Source organism: Roseibium denhamense, assembly GCF_009711415.1.
Lineage (GTDB): Bacteria > Pseudomonadota > Alphaproteobacteria > Rhizobiales > Stappiaceae > Roseibium > Roseibium denhamense.
This window is the reverse complement of the sequence record NZ_SMLZ01000029.1, coordinates 1-509: the sequence shown is the minus strand read 5'-3', so window position 1 is coordinate 509 and position 509 is coordinate 1. Positions and strand designations below refer to the sequence as shown.

The 509-nt window shown below is 46.6% G+C and carries 1 protein-coding gene; it reads right to left on the bottom strand.

Features of this window, described 5'->3' with window-relative positions:
* On the bottom strand, nucleotides 1-509 hold a 509-nt coding region (locus E1180_RS21970), incomplete at both ends, for a hypothetical protein (protein WP_196220470.1).

The following is a 509-nucleotide window of genomic DNA, read 5'->3' as shown; positions in this document are numbered from 1 at the left end:
TGTCACAACACTCATAGTCCATGACAACCGAGGGGCGTGATGCTGAAATCCTTGCGGATTTCCCGGTCCGGAAAAATTTAACACTGCCCGTTCCTGACAGGACCATGGCCTTTGTGCTGCCGCGTATAACTCTGGGATCATCACCATCTTTGCAATCACATTCGCAATCGTTCGCGACCAAGATAAAGTAATATCGGGATGTTTTTTTATTCCATACTACTCGAAAAGAAACATTGCAACGCCCAGCCATGGAAGATGAAGATAAAAATGGCTTTGATGTCAGTCCTTTAAATCTATCCATCCATGATGTACTTTGGCTTGCCATATTGTCTACATAGAGTTCAGGCGAATCTCCATTCATGTACTTCTGCGCGACTTCCAGTGCTTTTTTTGCGGCGCTCTTCGCTTCATCAGTGACAGCATCTTCGACCTTGTCTGCAAACGCTTTGCGACCGACTGCTTTCAGCGCATTTGCCGTCCCCAAAGGCAAAGTCAGCATTGTCGTAGCA